The organism is Arthrobacter globiformis, assembly GCF_030815865.1.
GTDB classification, from domain to species: Bacteria; Actinomycetota; Actinomycetes; order Actinomycetales; family Micrococcaceae; genus Arthrobacter; species Arthrobacter globiformis_B.
The window spans coordinates 2,137,885-2,155,226 of the sequence record NZ_JAUSXI010000001.1 but is presented as its reverse complement, the minus strand read 5'-3'; the positions used below and the strand labels follow the sequence as shown (position 1 = coordinate 2,155,226).

Annotated in this window: 16 protein-coding genes and 1 pseudogene; 8 read left to right on the top strand and 9 right to left on the bottom strand. The window is 66.0% G+C overall.

The window, feature by feature from the left end:
* Position 1 precedes the first annotated feature (1 nt).
* A complete protein-coding gene (locus tag QFZ33_RS09815) occupies positions 2-1,807 on the bottom strand; it encodes a serine/threonine protein kinase (RefSeq protein WP_307026971.1) in 1,806 nt (601 codons plus the stop codon).
* A gap of 163 nt (positions 1,808-1,970) precedes the next feature.
* Between QFZ33_RS09815 and lipB the strand changes: the two genes are divergently transcribed.
* The 4 genes and pseudogenes from lipB to QFZ33_RS09795 form a co-directional block, all read left to right on the top strand.
* A complete protein-coding gene (gene lipB, locus QFZ33_RS09810; RefSeq protein WP_307026969.1) occupies positions 1,971-2,639 on the top strand; it encodes a lipoyl(octanoyl) transferase LipB in 669 nt (222 codons plus the stop codon).
* The gene (gene lipA / locus QFZ33_RS09805) at positions 2,636-3,643 is read left to right on the top strand and encodes a lipoyl synthase (protein WP_307026967.1); all 1,008 of its coding nucleotides are present in this window, start codon (positions 2,636-2,638) and stop codon (positions 3,641-3,643) included. Before lipB ends, lipA begins: the two co-directional genes overlap by 4 nt.
* Before the next feature lie 88 nt (positions 3,644-3,731).
* Positions 3,732-4,484 (top strand): DUF4191 domain-containing protein, encoded by a 753-nt coding sequence (locus QFZ33_RS09800; protein ID WP_307026965.1) that lies wholly within the window; start codon positions 3,732-3,734, stop codon positions 4,482-4,484.
* A 133-nt stretch (positions 4,485-4,617) separates the two neighbouring features.
* A pseudogene (locus QFZ33_RS09795) lies at positions 4,618-4,926 on the top strand (DUF3817 domain-containing protein); the annotation flags it as partial.
* A gap of 9 nt (positions 4,927-4,935) precedes the next feature.
* On the opposite strand, the gene QFZ33_RS09790 reads toward QFZ33_RS09795, so the two are convergent.
* Positions 4,936-5,373: an RDD family protein gene (locus QFZ33_RS09790; RefSeq protein ID WP_307026963.1), complete on the bottom strand. Its 438-nt coding sequence runs from the start codon at positions 5,371-5,373 to the stop codon at positions 4,936-4,938.
* A 271-nt stretch (positions 5,374-5,644) separates the two neighbouring features.
* Here QFZ33_RS09790 and glnA (QFZ33_RS09785) point away from each other — a divergent pair, with 271 nt between their 5' ends.
* Positions 5,645-7,069 carry a type I glutamate--ammonia ligase gene (gene glnA / locus QFZ33_RS09785; protein WP_307026961.1) on the top strand — a complete coding sequence of 475 codons (1,425 nt, stop codon included), beginning with the start codon at positions 5,645-5,647 and terminating at the stop codon, positions 7,067-7,069.
* Between the two features lie 115 nt (positions 7,070-7,184).
* On the opposite strand, the gene QFZ33_RS09780 is transcribed toward glnA (QFZ33_RS09785), so the two are convergent.
* The 5 genes from QFZ33_RS09780 to glnA (QFZ33_RS09760) all read right to left on the bottom strand — a co-directional run bounded on the left by QFZ33_RS09780 (position 7,185) and on the right by glnA (QFZ33_RS09760) (position 13,254).
* Positions 7,185-7,586, bottom strand: a complete 402-nt coding sequence (locus tag QFZ33_RS09780; protein ID WP_307026959.1) for a hypothetical protein — start codon at positions 7,584-7,586, stop codon at positions 7,185-7,187.
* A 337-nt stretch (positions 7,587-7,923) separates the two neighbouring features.
* On the bottom strand, positions 7,924-8,439 hold the full coding sequence (locus QFZ33_RS09775; RefSeq protein ID WP_307026957.1) for a GNAT family N-acetyltransferase: 516 nt from the start codon (positions 8,437-8,439) through the stop codon (positions 7,924-7,926).
* Between the two features lie 6 nt (positions 8,440-8,445).
* Entirely contained in the window at positions 8,446-8,871 is a 426-nt protein-coding gene (locus tag QFZ33_RS09770) for a VOC family protein (RefSeq protein WP_307026955.1), read from the bottom strand.
* Positions 8,872-8,892: 21 nt separating this feature from the next.
* Complete coding sequence (locus QFZ33_RS09765) at positions 8,893-11,904, bottom strand: bifunctional [glutamine synthetase] adenylyltransferase/[glutamine synthetase]-adenylyl-L-tyrosine phosphorylase (protein ID WP_307026953.1); 3,012 nt, start codon at positions 11,902-11,904, stop codon at positions 8,893-8,895.
* A gap of 9 nt (positions 11,905-11,913) precedes the next feature.
* Entirely contained in the window at positions 11,914-13,254 is a 1,341-nt protein-coding gene (gene glnA, locus QFZ33_RS09760) for a type I glutamate--ammonia ligase (RefSeq protein WP_003801714.1), read from the bottom strand.
* A gap of 242 nt (positions 13,255-13,496) precedes the next feature.
* On the opposite strand from glnA (QFZ33_RS09760), the gene panB reads away from it, so the two are divergent.
* Positions 13,497-14,402, top strand: coding sequence for a 3-methyl-2-oxobutanoate hydroxymethyltransferase (panB, locus tag QFZ33_RS09755; RefSeq protein ID WP_307026949.1), 906 nt, complete (start codon positions 13,497-13,499; stop codon positions 14,400-14,402).
* Positions 14,403-14,422: 20 nt separating this feature from the next.
* Here panB and QFZ33_RS09750 read toward each other — a convergent pair whose 3' ends face one another.
* On the bottom strand, positions 14,423-14,587 hold the full coding sequence (locus tag QFZ33_RS09750) for an SPOR domain-containing protein (RefSeq protein ID WP_003801719.1): 165 nt from the start codon (positions 14,585-14,587) through the stop codon (positions 14,423-14,425).
* A 125-nt stretch (positions 14,588-14,712) separates the two neighbouring features.
* Here QFZ33_RS09750 and map point away from each other — a divergent pair, with 125 nt between their 5' ends.
* On the top strand, positions 14,713-15,591 hold the full coding sequence (map, locus tag QFZ33_RS09745; RefSeq protein ID WP_307026947.1) for a type I methionyl aminopeptidase: 879 nt from the start codon (positions 14,713-14,715) through the stop codon (positions 15,589-15,591).
* 80 nt (positions 15,592-15,671) lie between these two features.
* Entirely contained in the window at positions 15,672-16,475 is an 804-nt protein-coding gene (gene ppgK, locus QFZ33_RS09740) for a polyphosphate--glucose phosphotransferase (RefSeq protein WP_307026945.1), read from the top strand.
* 183 nt (positions 16,476-16,658) lie between these two features.
* Here ppgK and nrdR read toward each other — a convergent pair whose 3' ends face one another.
* Positions 16,659-17,216: a transcriptional regulator NrdR gene (gene nrdR / locus QFZ33_RS09735; protein ID WP_307026944.1), complete on the bottom strand. Its 558-nt coding sequence runs from the start codon at positions 17,214-17,216 to the stop codon at positions 16,659-16,661.
* Positions 17,217-17,342: the final 126 nt, after the last annotated feature.

The window sequence follows — 17,342 nt, the reverse complement described above, 5'->3', positions numbered from 1 at the left end:
CTCAGTCCGCCCGCAGGATGTCCGCGATGCGCCACCGTCCCTCCACCTGGACCAGTACCAGCCGCAGCCTAATATCCTGCTGCCGCGCTCCTGTGGCCACGACGGCGCCTCCGGCCGATCGCTCCTCATAGGCCGAGGTCGATGACGTTACCGCCACCACTGCCCTCGCAGGTGTGCTTTCGGGCAGGCGGCGCGCACCGGACAGGCTCGTGGTGAACCCGGCCAGCACTGTCCCGGATTCCTCCAGCCCGGCGCGGATCCGTCTGTCTGCGGCCTGAGCCGGGGTGTTCGGGGCGTTGACGTCATCGAGCAAGTGCAGCCTGCCCTCCCGCAGCGCCAGCGAACGCAGCTGCGCCAGTCCCAGGACCGCCTCCACAGGATCCTTCGCCGCGAGCCGCCGCCGGACATCACCCGGCAGGCCATCTCCAGGGAGGACATCACCCGGCTGGCCGGCACCTTGCGGGGATCCGGGACTGTCCGCCGGGAGGCCTGCTTCCTGCGCCGTTCCGGGCAGCCCCAGAAGCACGGCGCCGGCAAGCACCGCCGCCGTGAGCACGCCGCCAGCGACAGCCAGACGGCGGCTGCCGTACGTGTCTGTCCTGTGCCTGGCCGCCGCGTGCCTGACCGCGTCTTGCCGGTCCACCGTGCGCCTGCCGGCGTGCGTGACTTCCGCGTGCCCGAGCGCGGTACTCCTGACGGCCGCGTGCCGGAGTGACAGGGTCTGAGCCGCGGCCGCCGGCGCTCCACGCGGTGACAGCCGGCCCAGAGCCCTGACCCATCCCGTGGTCGTCAGCCGCCTTCGCCAGGCGATCAGGCGCTTCCTCAGCCGTCCGCCGGACGGCGGGACAGGCCTGCGCGTCAGCAACTCGGGCAGGACGGTGTCATGCACCGAGCGGGACAGGTCCACAGGTGCTGCGGCCGCGCTGCGGTACACAGCCATGGCAAGCTCGGCGGCAGCCGGACGTTGCCGCCGGTCATCGCTGAGCCCCGCCTCCAGCGCTGCCGCCAGCTCCGCCGGCACGTCCGGAACAAGCAGGGAGAGGGGCGGTCTCGCCGCGGATGGCGGAGGGGGCTGTCCGGTCAGGCAGTACCAGCCCAAGGCGGCGGCCGCATAGACGTCGCGTTCCGGCTGCAGTCCGGCCCGGACCGCGTCCACCGGGGCCGGATCAGCAAAGCCATCGGTGTGCAGATCCGGAATGCCGGAAGCGTCCCCCACCATCCGGGCCACGCCAAGGTCTGCCAGCAGGGGCTTTCCATGGGCGGTAAAGAGTACGTTTCCGGGTGCGACGTCCGAGTGCGTGAAGCCGTTGTTGTGCAGATAGCCCAAGACCTGCGCGATCGGCGTCAGGACCGTGACCGTCTCGCCCACACTCAGGGTGCCCCTCGCCGTGACCAACTGCTGGAGCGAGCCGCCGGCCGCGTAGTCCATCAGCAGGCCGAAGCTGCCCTCTTCAGGCCCACCGGCCCTGACCACGCCATAGGCCTTGACCAGGTGTTCGTGGTCAAGCACGGACATGACCAGGAGTTCCCGGCGGACATCCTCCTCCCGCGTCACGGCAGGCTGCGAGTCCGCAGTGCCTGATTCAACAGTGCCTGATTCAACAGTGCCTGATTCAACAGTGCCGGACGGCCGGCCGAAGCACTTCAGGGCAAGCTTCACGCCGGTGGTGTCCTGCGAAACCAGCCACACGTCGGCGCTGCCGCCACGGCCAAGCCGGCGGCATACGGAGTAACCCGCGACAGCAGGCGCCTCCTCCACGGAACCGTGCATGTTCGCGCTGTGAATGTCCAAGCTGTGCTGGTCCATGGCTTAAGGAGTACCGGAAACCGGCAATTCCTGCAGAAGTTATCCACAGGCAGGCACGCGCGCTTCGCCGTCCACAGGAGTAGCGCGGAATGTGACCGGGAACGGGATGAGAGGTTGGGCACACTATCAGGCAGGACGCCGGCTGAGGTCTAAGCTGGAACGCATGACTCTTGAGTTCACAAAGCTCGGTCTTGCCCCGGATTTCGTCGATTACAGCCGCGCCTGGGACCTCCAGCGCGAAATCCATGAAAATATCCTGGCCGGCAAGGCCCCCAGCACGGTACTCCTCCTGGAACATGCCGCCGTCTACACGGCCGGAAAGCTGACCGAGGATCACGAGCGGCCCTTCGACGGCACCCCTGTGGTCCCCGTGGACCGCGGCGGCAAGCTCACCTGGCACGGGCCTGGCCAGCTCATCGGATACCCGATTATCAAACTGAAGAACAAGGCCGGTATCCGCGACTACGTGGAGCGTCTGGAGGCCGTGATCATCGCCGTGCTCGCGGACTATGGCATCACGGCGGTCCGGATCAAGGGGCGCGCGGGTGTCTGGATCGAGGAGGATGCCAAGGGCCCCGCCCGCAAGATCGCCGCCATCGGCATCCGGGTCAGCCAGGGCGTGACCATGCACGGCTTCGCCATCAACTGCAACAACGACCTCGCACCGTACGGTCAAATCATCGCTTGCGGAATCACCGATGCCGGTGTCACCACCATCGCCCAGGAGACGGGCCGCGACGTATCTCCTGCCGATCTCGTTTCGCGGATCACCGAGGAACTGCGCAACAATGAAGACGCCCTAGTTGCAACCCCCGAAGGAGCTCTCCTGTGACACTGGCACCAGAAGGCCGGAAAATGCTGCGGATCGAGCAGCGCAACGCGGCCACCCCGGTGGAACGCAAACCGGACTGGATCAAGGCCAAGGTCCAGATGGGCCCGGAATTCGTCCAGCTCAAGAACCTGGTCAAGAAGGAAGGCCTGCACACCGTCTGTGAAGAGGCCGGCTGCCCCAACATCTTCGAATGCTGGGAAGACAAGGAAGCCACCTTCCTGATCGGCGGCTCCGAATGCACCCGCCGATGCGACTTCTGCCAGATCGACACCGGCAAACCCTCCCCCGTGGACATGTTCGAACCCACCAAGGTGGCCCGCTCCGTCCAGGCCATGGCCCTGCGCTACGCCACCGTCACCGGCGTCGCCCGCGACGACCTCGAGGACGAAGGCGTCTGGCTCTACGCCGAAACGGTCCGCAAGATCCACGAACTGAACCCCGGCACCGGCGTCGAACTCCTCATCCCGGACTTCTCCGGCAAACCCGAGCACATCGCCGCGATCTGCGACTCCAAACCCGAAGTGTTCGCGCACAACGTCGAAACCGTGCCCCGGATCTTCAAGCGCATCCGGCCAGCGTTCCGCTACGACCGCTCCCTGGACGTCATCACCCAGGGCCGGAACCTGGGCATGGTCACCAAGTCCAACCTGATCCTGGGCATGGGCGAAACCCGCGAGGAAATCTCCGAGGCCCTCCGCGACCTCCACCAGGCCGGCTGCGACCTGATCACCATCACCCAATACCTGCGCCCCTCCGAACGCCACCTCCCCGTGGACCGCTGGGTCAAGCCGCAGGAATTCGTCGACCTCCAGCACGAAGCCGAGGAGATCGGGTTCCTCGGCGTCATGTCCGGCCCCCTGGTCCGCTCCTCGTACCGCGCCGGCCGGCTCTGGGCCACCGCCATGCGCAAAAAGGGCTGGGAAATCCCCGCCGAACTCGCCCACATCGAGTCCTCCGGATCCACCCGCCAGGAAGCCAGCTCCCTGCTCGCGGCGCACCAGTAGCAACAGGCAATTCCCACGGTCAGGGGCCGGACACCGGAACTTTTCGGCGTCCGGCCCTTTGTCGTCGATCACGTAGAATTAAGGCACTATGGCGAAATCCCCTGACTCCAGCAACAACACTCCTGCGGCCGCTGATGCCTCCAAGCGCGGTCTCTTTGGTCGCAAGCCCAAGGCCGTGAAGGAAAAGAAGCCCAGCCGGCTCAAGCAAATCCGCGAGGTCTTCAACATGACCCGCCGCCACGACCCCATGGTTCCGTGGCTTATGCTGCTGGCGTTCCTGGGCGTCGTCGCTGTCAGCCTCGTTGTTGGCCTGTTGCTGAATAACTGGATTACCGGCCTGATCATCGGCATCCCGCTGGGCTTACTTGCGGCTACGTTCATCCTTTCCCGCCGCGCCGAGGGGGCTGCCTTCGCCCAGATCGAAAACCAGCCGGGAGCATCCGGGGCTGCCCTCAGCACGCTGAAGCGCGGCTGGATCACCGAGGAGCAGCCCGTGGCTGTGAACCCGCGGACCCAGGACGCCGTTTTCCGCGCCGTAGGACGTCCCGGCGTCGTCCTCGTTGCTGAAGGGCCCACGCACCGCGTGCGCCCGCTGATCGAAGGCGAACGGAAGAAGCTGGCCCGCATCCTTCCCAACGTCACCATCCACGTCATCGAGACAGGGCGCGGCGAGGGCCAGGTCCCCATCAGCCAGGTGGCGAAGAAGATGAACAAGCTGGGCAACGAGCTCACCAAGACCGAGGTCAGCGCTGTGTCCAAGCGCATCGCATCGCTGGGCACCCGCCTTCCGATCCCCAAGGGCGTGGACCCCTACAAGGCCCGCCCCCAGCGCGGACGCTAATCCGCCTGATCAGCCCCGGTGGCCGCCGCATCTGCGCCGGCCCCGGGGCGTTTTTCGTTTGAGCGGGCATGTCCCGGTTAAACCGCATGTTGAAGCGCGCCAGACCCAGCACCTACAGAAGCCGGAGCCTCCTGTGAAATTCCCGTCCGCGTCCGCCGTCATCCGCGCCTTCCGCCTGCTGGCGGTGGCCGAAGCCTTTAGCTGGGCCGCGCTCCTCGCCGGGATGTATTTCAAATGGATCGCCGGGACCACCGAACTCGGCGTAGAGATTGCCGGTCCGGTGCACGGCGCGCTGTTCATCGGCTACGGACTGGCGGCCCTTGTCCTGTGGCGCCAGCAGCGCTGGCCATTCAAGGTGGCGCTGTTGGCGGGTCTCTCGGCGGTGTTCCCCTTCGCCACTGTCCTGTTTGAGCGGTGGGCGCTCCGCCGGGAATACCTCTCGACCGGGCGGCTACCTGCGGACGAGGACAGTATTCATGGCCTTGTCATGGAGTCCGCGCTGGTCGGGGTCGAAGATGACCGCCGGGATCACCAGGCAGAGCAGGACAGTGCGGACCAGGGCGGCCAGCGGGCCGGCCGCTGAGCCGTCCGGCTTCACCACGTGGATGCCCATCGCCCGGTGGCCGATGCTGTAGCCCAGGGTCCCGATCAGCAGGATCTGCCCGGCGGCAAAGACGGCGAGCGTGGCCATGGAATTGCCGGCAAGGAACACGTTGCTGATCAGCAGCGCAATGGTCCAGTCGATGGTGATCGCCAGGATCCGACGGCCGGCGCGGGCCATGGATCCGGGGCCGGCCTCGGGAAAGCCCAGGCGCTCCCCCGGGTACTTGGAAATGCCGGAAGTGTCCGGCCCGCTGAGCCACGACCCGATGTCTTTGCGATCTACCACCTACCAAGTTTACCGAGCCGCGGGCAGCCTCTCCGACGTTCACATTTTGGATAGGCTTGGACCACAGTGTGGACACCGTATAGCGTTTACATATCAGTAGGTTCTGTAACCTGCCGGAAACAAAGCGGACACGGACGGGAAATCCCGACTCCCTAGGGTGGTAACAGTTGCTAGCGAGCCTGGAGCGGGGCACTTTTGTGTTTCCGCCCATTGGATTGCGCTGGACCACTTGGCTTTATAGCCAGTTATTACATATGCGTAAGGAGCATAGATGTTCAAGACTGCGGACGAAGTCCTCAAGTTCATCAAAGATGAAGACATTCGGTTTATCGATATCCGCTTCACCGACCTCCCCGGCGTTCAGCAGCACTTCAACGTGCCCGCGAAGAGCGTGGACGCCGACTTCTTCGTCAACGGCCAGCTTTTCGATGGTTCCTCCATCCGCGGCTTCCAGGGCATCGCCGAGTCTGACATGCAGCTCATTCCGGACGTCACCACCGCGTTCCTGGACACGTTCCGCATGGAGAAGACCCTTGCGCTGAACTTCTCCATCGTGAACCCCCGCACGGGCGACCCGTACCACCGCGACCCCCGCGGGGTGGCAGAGAAGGCTGAAGCCTACCTCGCCTCCACCGGCATCGCCGACACCGCCTTCTTCGCTCCCGAAGCCGAGTTCTTCGTGTTCGACAACGTCCAGTACCAGTCCTCCCCCGAGGGCAGCTTCTACAAGATCGACTCCGAAGAAGCTCACTGGAACACCGGTCGTGAAGAAGAGGGCGGAAACCTCGGTTACAAGACCCCCGTCAAGGGCGGTTACTTCCCGGTTTCCCCGACCGACAAGCAGGCAGACCTGCGCGACGCCATGTGTGTTGCCCTGGACGAGGCCGGCCTTGAGGTCGAGCGCAGCCACCACGAAGTTGGCTCCGCCGGCCAGGCCGAGATCAACTACAAGTTCACCACGCTGACTCACGCGGCCGATGACCTGCAGAAGTTCAAGTACGTCATCAAGAACACCGCCGACGCCTGGGGCAAGTCCGTCACCTTCATGCCGAAGCCGGTCTTCGGTGACAACGGCTCGGGCATGCACTGCCACCAGTCGCTGTGGAGCAACGGCGACCCGCTGTTCTACGACGAGAAGGGCTACGCCGGTCTGTCCGACACCGCCCGCTGGTACATCGGCGGCTTGCTGAAGCACGCCGACGCCGTCCTCGCGTTTACCAACCCGACGGTCAACTCCTACCGCCGCCTTGTCAAGGGCTTCGAAGCCCCGGTCAACATGGTCTACTCGCAGGGCAACCGCTCCGCCGGTATCCGTATCCCGATCACGGGCTCCAACCCGAAGGCCAAGCGCATCGAGTTCCGCGCTCCGGACCCCTCCTCCAACCCGTACCTGGCCTTCGCTGCCCAGCTGATGGCCGGCATCGACGGCATCCGCAACCGCATCGAGCCCCCGGCTCCGATCGACAAGGACCTCTACGAGCTCCCCGCCGAGGAAGCCAAGGACATCCCCAAGGCTCCGGGCACCCTCGAGGAAGCACTGCAGGCACTGGCTGAGGACAACGAGTTCCTGCAGGCCGGCGGCGTGTTCACCCAGGACCTGATCGACACCTGGATCGAGTACAAGTACGAGTACGAGATCCGCCCGCTGTCCCTGCGCCCGAACCCCTACGAGTTCGAGCTCTACTACGGCGTCTAGTCTGACCCCCGGGAGACACTCCTGACACCGCCATGGGCGGCCACCGGTTACTGACCGGTGGCCGCCCATGGCCGTTTCCGGCACTGCCCGTTTCCAGGTCACATGACCATTTCCATTAAGTACCCGTGCAGGGTTCCTCCGCGTACCGTCCCCACAGCGAGTCTGCACCCGTGCCGCCAAAGGCTTCCTGGTCTCCCCGCAGCGCGCGGCACAGAATGAGTGAGTCCGCGAAACTCCGCCGCATGTAGGCCTCCCAGTCCGCCCGTTCAGAGGTGAAAGCCTGCGTTCCCATCTGGTACTTCAGGTGGGCGAAGTGATCCAGGATCCGGTGGGCCGTCGCTTCGGCCCGGGCCGCCAGCTGCTCTGCTGCCAGCTTCGCCGCAGGATCCGCGGCCGCCGAGGCGTCCGGCAGTTCCTGGCGGCGCCAGAAATACGGCTGCAGGTCCACATTGTCCACGAAGATCCTGTCGATCTCCTGCTGCTGGGCATAGAGCGAGGAAGCTGTGCTGCTTTCCAACGTGCTCCTAATCCCGGCGTACTGGTACGCCGCCGCGATGAGCGTGGCAGCGACCCCCGCTCCGATGAGCAGCAGCTCGGCCCGCCTGAGCCTCCTGGCACGGCTGCCCTTCGCCCGCGCCCGCGCATGGTCCCCATCCTGGCGCAGTTGCCGTGCCGAAAGCTGGCTCCAGGCGTGCTGAGACCGGGAGCCAGCCTGTTCCGGCGAGTGCCTCCGAGACGAAGACCCTTTCAAGCCTTCCCCCCAACAAGGTTTGAAGTGCACTGCCAAGACACAGCGTAGGCACGCACCCGTGCCGGCGCAACGGTCTGGCGGTGTTTTCGGCCGGGATCGGCGCTCAGAAGGCGGCGTACATAGTCCGCTGCGGACCGGCCTCGCCGCCCAGATAGATGCCTTTGTCTGCAAAACCCGCCTTCAGGTATGCTCCCTGCCCGGCGGGGTTGCGCTCGTTGACTGAAAGCACGACGCCGGCCTGGCCGCCTCCCAGCCTGGCCGTCAGTCTGGCGGCCGCCGCCACTGCCGCACAGGCTGCCGCCTGTCCCAGGCCTTGGCCCTGCCGCCGCCAGTCGATCAGGAACCCGCGAAGCAGCCAGGCGGAGTCGTCGTCGGGCCAGCCGGCCAGCCCGGCTGCCCCCGACTGCAGCGTCAGCACCCCTGCAGCCCTGCCGCCCGCTTCGATGACATAGGGCCTGCGGGAGCCATCCTCGAGCCCTGCCAGCATCATGCGCAGGGGGTCGCCCACAAACTCCTGCTGGCCCGGGGCGAGTTCCAGTTCCGCCACCGCACCCAGTTGGATGGCCCGGGCATCGGCATCCAGATCCCGCAACGGAATGAGCCATACGTCCGGCCTCATGATCCGTCAGGAAGCGGGAGCCGCCCCGTCGGCGGGCGGACCCGCCGGATCCATCCACATGACCTCCCACAGGTGTCCGTCCGGATCCTGGAAGCTGTGGCTGTACATGAAACCGTAATCCTGCACCGGCTGCGATTCGGATCCACCGGCAGCCAAGGCCGTGCCCACCATCTGGTCCACTTCTTCCCGGCTGTCCACCGAGAAGGCCATGATGGCCTCGGTGGCCGAGGTTGCGTCCACGATCTCTTTGGCGGTGAACGTCTTAAAGAACTTCTCGACGAGGAGCATGACGAAGGCGTCGTCGTTGATCACCATGCAGGTGGCGTTCTCGTCCGTGTAGTCCTGATTGAACTTAAAGCCCAGCGCAGTGAAGAACTGCACGGATCTGTCGAGGTCCCTGACGGGCAGGTTCATGAAGATTTGGGTAGCCATGCGCCCAAACCTAGCACCGGTTCAGTGGCCGTAGAAGACTTTCTCGAACACTGCACGGGCCCGCCTGCTCACCCGCAGGTAGTCCTCCTCGAACGCCGCGGCCATCCCTTCCTCGTAGCTGCACCACCTGGCCACGGCCTCCAGGTCGCGCCGGGACGAGGGCAGCAGGTCCGAGGCGCGGCCCGTCCAGATCACGTTCGCCGAACGGATCCGGCTGGCCAGCCGCCAGGCCTCGGCCAGCAGGCGTGCGTCCTCCTCCTCCAGCAGCCCCAGCGAGGCCGCCGCCTGCAGAGCTTTCAGTGTGGACGTGGTGCGCAGTTCGGGATGGTTTCCGGCGTGCTGGAGCTGCAGCAGCTGCACGAGCCATTCCACGTCGCTAAGGCCGCCGCGTCCCAGCTTGAGGTGCCTGGCAGGATCGGCACCGCGGGGCAACCGTTCTGATTCCACCCGCGCCTTGATGCGGCGTATTTCCCGGACGTCCGCGTCGGAGATGGCGGCCGGGTAGCGGATGGGATCGACCAGCTTCACGAAGTCCGCCGCGAGCCCGTCGTCACCTGCGATCGGCCGGGCACGGAGCAGTGCCTGCGCCTCCCAGATGAGCGACCAGCGGCGGTAGTACTCGCCGTAGGACTCCAGGGACCGCACCATGGCCCCGTTCTTGCCCTCGGGACGAAGATCGGCGTCGACGGCGAGGACCCGCTCGGCCATGATCGCCGGTTTGAGGGGCTGCGTCAGAAGGCTGGAAAGATGGCCCACGATCTTCGCGGCCTGCCGCTGGGCTTCATCGTCCGAGGCTCCGGGCAGCGCCCGGTGGACGTACAGGACGTCAGCGTCGGACCCGTAGCCGATTTCCAGCCCGCCCTGCCGGCCCATGGCCACCACCAGGACCGATGTCTTCAGCGGACCGGCGGCAGACACAATGTTTTCCGCCACCCGCAGGGCGCCGAGGATGGCAGCCCGGTCCGTCTCCGCCAGCGCCTCCCCCACCTGGTCCTGGCCGAGCAGGCCGGCGCTGTCCGCGATGGCGATCCTCAGGATTTCACGCCGGCGGATGAGCCGGATGAGGCGCATGGCGCTTTCCGGGTCCGCGTGCCGGGACATCTTGGAGGTGATCTCCTGCCACTGCGCCTCAAAGCTGAGGGGCGCCAGTTCCTTGTCCGACCCCAGCCAGGACACCGATTCCGGCGACACTTCGAGGAGGTCGGCGATGAGGCGGGAGTTGGACAGCATGTGGCACAGCCGCTCGGCCGCCGCGGCCGAATCGCGGAGCATGCCGAGGTACCAGTGCGTGGTGCCGAGGGACTCGCTGATCCTGCGGAAGGCGAGCAGCCCGGCGTCGGGGTCCACGCCCTCGGCCAGCCAGCCCAGGAGGATGGGCAACAGCTGCCGCTGCAGTGAGGCCCGCCGGCTGACCCCGGCCGTCAGTGCCTCGATGTGGCGGAGTGCACCCTGCGGGTCCCGGTAACCGAGCGCCGCGAGCCTGCCCTGCGCCGCTTCCGGCGTCAGGCGCGCATCCTCGCTGCTCAGCTTGGCGGCCGTGTTCAGGAGCGGGCGGTAGAAGATCCGGTCGTGGAGTTCGCGGACCGAGCGTTTTGTCCGCTGCCACGCGGCCAGCAGGGCGTCAGGGTGCGGCCGGTCCGTGGAGAAGGGCCCCAGCACCGCCTTGGCCAGCGTGCGGAGGGGCTCCTCTTTGACCGGCATGAGGTGCGTGCGGCGCAGCTGGAACAGCTGGATGCGGTGTTCGAGCAGGCGCAGGTACCGGTAGGCGTGGTCGAAGGCGGCTGCGTCTGCCCGGCCGATGTAGCCCCCGGTCGACAGCGCGGCGATGGCCGACGTCGTGTCGCGGCGCCGGAGGGATTCGTCCGACTTGCCGTGTACGAGCTGTAGGAGCTGGACGGTGAATTCGACGTCGCGCAGCCCGCCCCGCCCGAGCTTGATCTGCCGCTGTTCCTCGGCAGGCGGGATGTGTTCAGTCACCCGGCGGCGCATGGCCTGCACCGACTCAACGAATCCGTCGCGGTTCGCCGAGGTCCACACGAGTGGCGATACGGCCTCCTCGTAACGGGCGCCCAGCTCTGCGTCGCCCGCGATGGTCCGCGCTTTGAGGAGCGCCTGGAACTCCCAGCTCTCCGCCCAGCGGGCGTAGTAGGTCTGGTGTGAAGCCAGTGTCCGGACCAGCGGGCCGGACTTTCCCTCCGGACGGAGGTTGGCGTCAACTTCCCACAGCCCGGGTTCGCGGGCCGGGGAGGAAATGGCGCGCGAGATGCCGGACGCCAGCGCCGTGCCGATGGTGGTGGCCCGGGCGTCGTCCAACTCGCCTGACTCCACCACGTAGATGACATCGACGTCGGAGATGTAATTCAGTTCCCGGGCTCCGCACTTGCCCATCCCGATCACTGACAGTGCGACGTCCGCGACCTCCCCGGCGTCGAACTTCCCGGCTGCTTCGGTGCGGGAGACCGCAAGGGCGGCCTCGATGGCCGCCCCGGCCAGGTCCGCGAGTTCCGCGCCGACGGCGGGCATGAAGTCCAGCGGGTCCGCAGCGCAGAGGTCCTTGACGGCGAGGTCCACCACGCCCCGCCGGTAAGCGGTGCGGAGCGCCTCGTACGCTTCGGGGCCGGAAATGCCCGCCACTGGCCGGGCCGCGGTGGGGTCCGCGCGCACCGACCTGAGTAGCTGGGCACGCAGCTCAGCGGGATCGGCCGGGAGGGGTTCCGGGCTCGCGGTCACGTTGAAGGCGTCGAGGTGCTCCGGGTGCCGGATGAGGAATTCACCCAGTGCCTCGCTGGCACCCAGGACCCGGTAGAGCGGTTCGCTCACCTCGGTGTCCGCCGCTGCCAGCTTCCGCAGGTCCGGGTGCTTCTCGATCAGCCGGACCAGGGACTGCAGCGCGGCATCCGGGTTCGCCGCCAGCTGCAGGCCGGCAAACAGGATGTCCTGGTCAATGCCCTCCAGTTCGGGGGCGGCAAGGAACCGTTCGCCCTTCTCGAGGTCGCTGAAGCCGGCGGTAATGAGCCGGCGGGCCAAGCTCACCGCAGCCGCCTAAAGGATGGCGAGGTTGCGCTGCAGCTCATAGGGGGTCACCTGCAGGCGGTAGTCCTGCCACTCGGCCCGCTTGTTGCGCAGGAAGTGCTCGAAGACCTGCTCGCCCAGGATCTGAGGCATCAGTTCCGAGTCCTCCATGGCACGGATGGCGTCGTGCAGGCTGGCGGGAAGGGGGTCGTGGCCCATCGCCCGGCGCTCCGCGGAGCTCAGCGACCAGATGTCGTCCTCCGCCGCGGCGGGCAGTTCGTAGCCTTCCTCGATGCCCTTCAGCCCGGCGCCCAGGAGCACGGCGTAGGCAAGGTAGGGGTTGGCAGCCGAGTCGATGCCGCGGTATTCGATCCGGGCCGACTGTCCCTTGCCCGGCTTGTACAGCGGGACGCGGACCAGGGCGGAGCGGTTGTTGTGCCCCCAGCTCAGGTAGCTGGGCGCCTCTCCCCCGCCCCAGAGGCGCTTGTAGGAGTTGACGAACTGGTTGGTGACCGCGGTGAATTCAGGGGCGTGCTTGAGGATGCCGGCAATGAACTGGCGCGCCGTCTTGGAGAGCTGGAATTCCGCCCCTGCCTCAAAGAAGGCGTTGGTGTCACCTTCGAAGAGCGAGAAGTGCGTGTGCATGCCCGAACCCGGGTGGGCCGTGAAGGGCTTGGGCATGAAGGTGGCGTACGTGCCCTGCTGCAGCGCCACCTCCTTGATGACAGTCCGGAACGTCATGATGTTGTCCGCCGTCTGCAGGGCGTCCGCGTAGCGCAGGTCGATTTCGTTCTGGCCCGGGCCGGCCTCGTGGTGGCTGAACTCCACGGAGATGCCCACCGATTCCAGCATGGTCACTGCGGTGCGGCGGAAGTCCTGGGCCACGCCGCCCGGGACGTGGTCAAAGTAGCCGCCCTCGTCGACCGGAATGGGCGAACCGTCGGGGCCGGGTTCCTGCGACTTGAGCAGGTAGAACTCGATCTCGGGGTGCGTGTAGCACGTGAACCCCATGTCGGCTGCCTTGGCCAGGGTGCGCTTGAGGACGTTGCGCGGATCCGCTGCCGAGGGCTCGCCGTCGGGTGTAAGGATGTCGCAGAACATGCGGGACGTCTGCTCGGTCTCGCCGCGCCACGGCAGGATCTGGAAGGTGGACGGGTCCGGCTGGGCCAGCATGTCCGACTCGAAAACGCGGGCAAGGCCCTCGATGGCCGAGCCGTCAAAGCCCAGACCCTCTTCGAAGGCGCCTTCGACCTCGGCAGGAGCCAGGGCCACTGACTTGAGCGAGCCCACGACGTCGGTGAACCACAGGCGCACAAAGCGTACGTCGCGCTCTTCGATCGTGCGCAGGACAAACTCTTGCTGGCGGTCCATGAAGGCCTCTTCTCCGGTCTACGTTCATGCCCCCGGTCCGTCCACGACGGAGCAGCGGCAGCTCACGAAACACTTTACTAAGCATTTACGCGTGATGCTGGCGGGGCTGGAGCGCGTAACACAGCGTTAACACTCAACCCGGGACCGGGCGGCCCGCCCAGGCAACCGGTTATGACGCGAATCACCAGAGGTCCCCCGCCAGCTGGTGGCTAGCACGGCGGGTCCCGGACTACGCTCTAGCCATGGCCTCAAGCACCAGTCCCGATCCAAGCACGTCCGCTGAAGTACCTGCACCTTACGGGAACGGCCCCGCGGCAGCCGCGGCGCCGCCGTCGGAATCCGCACGGAAGCCGCTCTCCAGGATCCGCACGCACCACCTGCAGCAGGCCAAGACCAGCGGCGAACACTTCGCCATGCTCACGGCGTATGACCAGTACACGGCAGAGATCTTCGACCAGGCCGGCATCGAGGTCCTGCTGGTGGGCGACTCCGCGTCCAACAATGTCTTTGGCAACGAAACCAGCCTTCCCGTCACCGTCGATGAACTGCTGCCGCTGTGCCGCGCGGTCGCGCGCTCAGCAAAGCGCGCCCTGGTGGTGGCGGATCTCCCCTTTGGCAGCTACGAGGTCTCGCCGCAGCAGGCTGTGGCCACCGGCGTGCGGTTCCTTAAGGAGGGCCTGGCGCACGCGGTGAAGATCGAGGGCGGCAAGTTCTACACCGAAACCGTCAGGGCCATGGTCCAGGCTGGCATTCCGGTCATGGCGCACATCGGCTTCACGCCCCAGAGTGAGCATTCCCTGGGCGGCTACCGTGTGCAGGGCCGGGGCGACGACGCCGCGCGGCTTGTTGAGGACGCTGCGGCGCTGACCGACGCCGGTGCTTTCAGTGTGCTCATGGAAATGGTTCCCGCGGAGACGGCAAAGGCTGTGGACGCTGCCATTTCAGTGCCCACCATCGGCATCGGCGCAGGCAATGTCACCACGGGGCAGGTTCTGGTCTGGCAAGACATGGCCGGGCTCCGCGGCGGCAGGATGGCCAAGTTCGTCAAGCAGTACGCGGACCTCCGGACCGCCCTGAGCGACGCGGCCAAGGCCTATGGCGAGGATGTCCGGTCGGGACAGTTCCCCGGACCGGAACATTCGTTCTAGGGGGCTTGGCGCCGGCTGAATCAGTCGTCGTCGCCCTTTTCCCAGGTTTCGTTGCGCGCCTTGACCTTCTCGAGGGCGTGTTCCGCCTCTTCCCGGGTCTTGTAGGGACCGATCAGCTGGGTCCAGTCCGACATCGCGTCTTCCTCCACCATGTGGGTCTTGACGTTGTACCAGTACTCGGGCATCGGTGTTCCTCGCTTTCCGGGTTAACAGCACACTGCCGCCGTGGCCCACGTAACGTAACCCGCAACGGAAGCCGTCGGGCGCATTAATTTACATGGCGTTCTGTGCTGCCTTATATGATCAATCTATGCCTTCCTTAGCCTCGACCGCACCCACCGGCACGCTTACCCCGGGAACCATCAGCCCGCAGCGGGCCGTTCCCGCGTCGATCGCGCGGCCGGAGTATGTCGGCAAGCCAGGTCCGGCCAAATTTACCGGATCAGAGGTCAAGTCACCGGAAACCATCGAGAAGATCCGGGTGGCCAGCAGGATCGCCGCCCAGGCCATCGTGGAGGTGGGCAAGCACATCCGGCCCGGCATCACTACCGACGAGCTGGACCGCATCGGCCACGAGTTCCTGCTGGACCACAACGCCTACCCGTCCACGCTCGGGTACCGCGGCTTCCCCAAGTCCCTGTGCTCGTCGCTGAATGAGGTCATCTGCCACGGCATCCCGGACAGCACGGTGGCGCAGGACGGCGACATCATCAACATCGACATCACCGCTTTCATCGGCGGGGTCCACGGTGACACGAACCACACGTTCCTCGTGGGAGAGGTGGACGAGGAGTCGCGGCTGCTGGTTGAGCGCACCAAGGAGTCCCTCAACCGCGCCATTAAGGCCGTTGCCCCGGGACGCGAGATCAACGTGATTGGCCGGGCCATCGAGTCCTACGCCAGGCGCTTCGGTTATGGCGTGGTCCGCGACTTCACCGGACACGGTGTTGGCGAAGCCTTCCACACCGGGCTGATCATTCCGCACTACGATGCCGCGCCCGCCTACAACACCGTGATCGAGCCCGGCATGGTGTTCACTATCGAGCCAATGCTGACCCTCGGCACCATCGAGTGGGACATGTGGGCCGACGACTGGACCGTGGTCACCAAGGACCACAAGCGCACCGCGCAGTTTGAACACACACTCCTCGTCACCGAATCCGGTGCCGAAATCCTCACCCTTCCCTGACGCCAGGCAGCCGCCCGCGTCATCCCGGCAAGTCACCCTTGCCCAGCCCGAGCCCCTACCCTGCCACGAACGGAATCCCATTGGCCAAGAAGGACGAAAAGACCCGCAAGAACGCCCCGCTGATCGGCATAGACATCGGCGGAACCGGAATCAAGGGCGGCATCGTCGACCTGAAGAAGGGCAAACTGATCGGCGATCGCTTCCGCCTGGCGACGCCGCAGCCGGCAACGCCGGAAGCGGTCGTCGAGGTGGTGGCCAAGGTCGTCGAGGAGCTCTCGGCACGCCCCGACGCACCCGAGGCCGACAGCCCCATCGGCGTGACGTTCCCCGGCATCATCCAGCACGGCGTGGTCCACTCTGCCGCCAACGTGGACAAGAGCTGGCTTAACACGGACATTGATGCACTGCTCACGGCCCGGCTGGGCCGCCCCGTGGAGGTCATCAACGACGCCGACGCGGCCGGCCTGGCCGAAGCCCGGTACGGTGCGGGCGCCGGAATCGGCGGCACCGTATTGGTCATCACCCTCGGCACCGGCATCGGGTCCGCGTTCATCTTCAACGGCCACCTGGTGCCCAACGCCGAACTCGGCCACCTCGAGATCGACGGCTTCGACGCTGAAAGCAAGGCGTCCGCGGTGGCCCGTGAAAGAGACGGCCTCAGCTGGGAGGAGTACAGCGTGCTGCTGCAGCGTTACTTCTCCCACGTCGAGTTCCTGTTCTCCCCCGAGCTCTTCATCGTCGGCGGCGGCATCTCCAAGCGGGCCGACGAGTACCTGCCCCGCATGAAGCTGCGCACTCCGATCGTTCCCGCCGAGCTAAAGAACGAGGCCGGCATCGTGGGCGCTGCCCTGGAGATCGCCGTCAAGCACGAACTGGCGAAGTAGGCCCGGCCGGGCAGCGGTCAGCGCGGCCCGCGGAAATGCGCTGCTTGGAATAACACCAATGGCGGCAGACATCAGGTCTGCCGCCATTGGTGTTTGTGAAAAGCAGGTGTTGTGTACAGCAGGCGTTTTTGACTGGAGCCGGTGGCGGCGGCGGCTTCCCCTCCGCTGCCGCCACCGGAGACTTTAGAGCGTGCTCTTCGCGGTGTTTTTGGCCTCGGAGCCCTTGTCTTCGGGGCTCTTGCCTTCGGAGCCCTTGCCTTCAGCCCTGCCGGTTGCCGCCTCGTTGGCCTCTACGTCGGACTCGTGCCGGAGCAGCGCAATGGCGGCTTCGAAATCCTCAAGTGATTCAAAGGCCTGATAAACGCTGGCGAAACGGAGGTAGGCCACCTTGTCCAGCTTCTGCAGCGGCCCGAGGATGATCAGCCCAACCTCGTGGGCGTCGATTTCCGCCGCCCCGGAGGCACGGATGTTCTCCTCGACTTCCTGGGCCAGCATCGCGAGGTCGTCCTCACTGACGGGCCGGCCCTGGCAGGCCTTGCGGACACCGTTGATGACCTTGCTGCGGCTGAAGGGCTCGCCCACGCCGGAGCGTTTGATCACGGACAGGCTGGTGGTTTCCACCGTGGTGAAGCGGCGCCCGCACTCGGGGCACTGCCGGCGGCGGCGGATGGCTGAACCGTCGTCGGCCATCCGGCTGTCCACCACGCGTGAATCAGGGTTGCGGCAAAACGGACAGTACACGTTTTTCCTACCCTTCCTTTCCTACCCTTCACCGAGAAGCCCTTTACCGAAGCTTCTTCCGGCACCAGTCTACGGCCAGATATAGCTGAATAACAAGCCTGTAATTACTACATGTAGTAGGCCGTC